Source organism: Bartonella chomelii (genome assembly GCF_014138465.1).
GTDB lineage: Bacteria > Pseudomonadota > Alphaproteobacteria > Rhizobiales > Rhizobiaceae > Bartonella > Bartonella schoenbuchensis.
The window spans coordinates 1-3,901 of the sequence record NZ_JACJIR010000017.1; the positions used below are offsets into that span (position 1 = coordinate 1).

Sequence of the window (3,901 nt, forward strand, 5' to 3'; positions counted from 1 at the left end):
AGAATATTAATAAGTATTTAGGGGGTGGAGCAAACGTACTGGAAGGTACAGCACCCACTTATAAAGTTCAGAGTAGTTCATATAATAGTGTTGGGACTGCCTTTGTAGGTGTTAATAATACACTGACGGATCTTTCTAAGCAGGTTGAGAATGTAACGAATGCTGCAATCAATAATAGTCTTGTTGCGCAAGATGACTCGAATATCATCACGATAGGTGCGAAAGCTGAGGGTGACAAGATCTCCATTCTTAATAAAGAACAAAAAACTCGTACACTTACTGGTTTGAAGGATGGAGAGCTTTCAGACAGGTCAACAGATGCGGTTACAGGTAAACAACTTCATAAGGTTGATGAAGATGTTAAGGGTTTGACTGGCACTATTGAGGGCGTGCAGAAGAATGTTACAACGTTAGATACGAATATTAATCAGTATTTAGGGGGAGATGCTAACGTATTAGGAAGTAAGGCACCCACTTATAAAGTTCAGGATGGTGAGTATAATAGTGTTGGAGCAGCCTTTGAGGGTGTTGATAGTTCATTGACAGATCTTTATGAGAAGTTTGATGGTCTTCAAAACAGTATAGGAGATGACAGCCTTGTAGCGCAAAATGAGGTGTCCAAGCTGATTACGATAGGTGCGAACGTAGAAGGCAATAAGATCAGTATCACCAACAAAACAGGAAAGGCTCGTAAACTTACCGGTTTGGCAGATGGGAAAGTTGATGCCGGCTCGACAGATGCAGTAACAGGTGCGCAGCTTCATAAAGTTGATCAGAAGTTTGAGCCGCTTAATGCTATTGTTAAGAAGGCTGAGGGGGATGTTACAACCTTAGATACGAATATTAATGAGTATTTAGGTGGTAAAGCCAACGTACTAGAAAGTATAGCCCCCACTTATACTGTTCAGGAGGATGAATATAGTAATGTTGGAGCAGCCTTTGAGGGTGTTGATGGTAAGCTGACAGATCTTTATGAGAAGCTTGATAAGGTTGAAAGTGTAGGGGATGACAGTCTTGTTGCGCAGCATACAGGTACGAAGGTCATCACCATTGGGGGTAAAGTAGAAGGCAGTAAGATCAGTATCACCAACAGTAATGGAGAGGCTCGTATACTTACAGGTTTGAAGGATGGTAATGTTACTGAAGGTTCAACAGATGCAGTGACAGGTAATCAGCTTTTTGATGTTCAAGAGAAGTTTACCCCGTTGGATGTTCTTTTGAAGGAAGTTAAGGGGAATGTTACAACGTTAGATAAGAATATTAATAAGTATTTAGGGGGTGGAGCAAACGTACTGGAAGGTACAGCACCCACTTATAAAGTTCAGGATGGTGAGTATCATAGTGTTGGAGCTGCTTTTGTAGGTGTTAATAATACACTGACGGATCTTTCTAAACAGGTTGAGAGTGTAACGAATGCTTCGGTTGATAATAGCCTTGTAACGCAAGATAAAAATACGAATGTCATCACGATTGGAGCTAAAGCTGAGGGTGATAAGATCTCCATTGTTAATAAAGGAAAAGGATCTCGTACACTTACCGGTTTGAAGGATGGAGAGCTTTCAGACAAATCAACAGATGCAGTGACAGGTAAACAGCTTCATAAAGTGGATGAAGATGTTAAAGGTTTGACTGGCACTGTTGAGGGCGTGCAGGGGAATGTTACAACCTTAGGTAAGAATGTTAATGAGTATTTAGGTGGTGATGCAGATGTACTAGGAAGTAAGAAGCCCACTTATACTGTTCAGGACACTCCGTATAATAGTGTTGGAGCAGCCTTTGCTGGTGTTAATACTTCATTGACAGATCTTTATGAGAAGTTTGATGGTCTGCAAAACAGTATTGGAGATGACAGCCTTGTTGCGCAAAATGAGGTATCCAAGCTGATTACGATAGGTGCAAATGTAGAAGGCAATAAGATCAGTATTACCAACAAAACAGGAGGAGCTCGTACACTTACCGGTTTGGCAAAGGGGAAGCTTGATGAAAGCTCGACAGATGCAGTAACAGGTGCGCAGCTTCATGAGGTTGATCAGAAGTTTGAGCCGCTTAATGCTATTGTTAAGAAGGCTGAGAAGGATGTTACAACCTTAAATGCGAATATTAATGAGTATTTAGGGGGTAAAGCCAATGTACTAGGAAGTATAGCACCTACTTATAATGTTCAGGAGGATGAGTATCATAGTGTTGCAGATGCGTTTGCTGGTGTTAATACTTCATTGACAGATCTTTATGAGAAGCTTGATAAGGTTGAAAGTGTTGGAGATGACAGTCTTGTAGCACAGCATACAGGTACGAAGGTCATCACCATTGGGGGTAAAGTAGAAGGCAGTAAGATCAGTATCACCAACAGTAATGGAGATGCTCGTACACTTACTGGTTTGAAAGATGGTAATGTTGATGCAGGCTCAACAGATGCGGTGACAGGTAATCAGCTTTTTGAGGTTAAAGAGAAGTTTGAACCGCTCAATGTTACTGTTGAGAAGGCTAAAGAGAATGTTTCGACTTTAGATAAGAATATTAATAAGTATTTAGGGGGTGGAGCAAACGTACTGGAAGGTACAGCACCCACTTATAATGTTCAAGGTGAGAAGTATAATAGTGTTGGGGCAGCTTTTGTAGGTGTTAATAATACGCTAACTGATCTTTCTAAACAGGTTGAGGATATAGAAAATAATAGCCTTTTTGTTAAAGCAGGGGGTGGCAGCCTTATAGAACAGGATCCATCGTCACATATTATCACCATTGGTGCCAAAACAGGTGGTAATGAAGTCTCTATTGCTAATAAAGAAGGAGCATCTCGGATACTTTCTGGTGTAAAGGACGGGAAGATTACTGCAGACTCGACAGAGGCGGTCAATGGCAAGCAGCTTTATGAGATGAACACAACGATAGCACAGTATTTCGGTGGGGGTGCTGATTATCAGGATGGAAAGTGGACAGATCCAACGTTTACAATTATGGGTTTTGATGCGCAGGGGCAGAATGGAGAACAGACATATAATAATGTAGCTGCTGCTTTTGGTGCTGTTAATAGTAGTATGTCTGGTCTCAATGACCGTATTAAGCAAGTTGAACAGCAGACAAGCTCTCAAGTGAATTCTGATGGCATAAGCTGGAATAATGATAAAAATGCTTACGATGCTAGCCATAATGGTCAGGTTGGTAAGATCACCAATGTGGCAAATGGTGAAATTGAAAAGGGGTCTACTGACGCAGTTACAGGTAATCAACTTTGGGAGACAAATGAGAAGATCGACAACCTTGAAAATAAGGTTGATGGTATGATTAGCGATATTAGCACCCTTACTGAGGGGGTTGTTAGTTATGACAAAGATGAACAGGGCAACAAAATCAATAGCATCACTTTAGTAGGTACTGATGATGATACACCTGTGCTCATTGACAATGTTGCAGATGGTAAAATCGAAGAAGGTTCAAAACAAGTAGTCAATGGTGGGCAGCTGCATGATTATGTTAAAGAACAAACACAACTTACTCTCGCAGATGCCAACAAATATACAGATGAGAAAATAGAAAATATAGTTGGTGATGCTGTTGCACAAGCTAATGCTTATGCTGATATGAAGTTTAATGCTTTAAGTTATAAGATTGACGTCGTCCAAAAAGAAGCAAGACAAGCAGCAGCAATCGGTTTGGCAGCATCTAACTTACGTTACAATGATACACCTGGTAAACTTAGTGTTGCATTTGGTAACGGCATATGGCGTAACCAATCTGCACCTGCCTTTGGTGCTGGTTATACATCTGAAGATGGAGATATCCGTTCCAACCTCTCCGTTACCACGTCTGGAGGTCACTGGGGTGTAGGAGCAGGAATAAGCTTTACGCTGAATTAATACACCACATTATTAATAACGTCACATTAAGAATTAATATACCA

The 3,901-nt window shown here is 40.8% G+C and carries 1 protein-coding gene; it reads left to right on the forward strand.

All coding sequences use genetic code 11. From position 1 onward, the window contains the following. A partial coding sequence (locus GGR10_RS06660; protein ID WP_182480437.1) for a YadA-like family protein occupies window positions 1-3,857 on the forward strand: 3,857 nt, incomplete at its 5' end. Between the last annotated feature and the right edge of the window lie 44 nt (window positions 3,858-3,901).